Here is a 204-nt window from a genome sequence, read left to right as displayed (position 1 = left end):
ATTCCCTTCTGTATCCGTTGTTTCAATCAGACGTACAGGGTGCTTCATTCTTGATGAACCCCAGCCCAGGATAGCTATGTAATCCCTGCTAATTTCGCTTTCCAGCGAAAGTGGCAATTCTTTTTGCACATACACCACAGCATTTGACTTGAGACGAGTTACAAAACCTATTCCTTTTTCACAGTAGTGATCGAATTTCTTGTA

At 41.7% G+C, this 204-nt stretch carries 1 pseudogene; it reads right to left on the bottom strand.

What is annotated here, in order from left to right:
* A pseudogene (locus JDF658_RS14725) lies at positions 1-204 on the bottom strand (IS4 family transposase); the annotation flags it as partial.

Source organism: Carboxydocella sp. JDF658 (assembly GCF_002049395.1).
Lineage (GTDB): Bacteria > Bacillota.
This window is presented reverse-complemented; position numbering and strand designations above follow the sequence as displayed.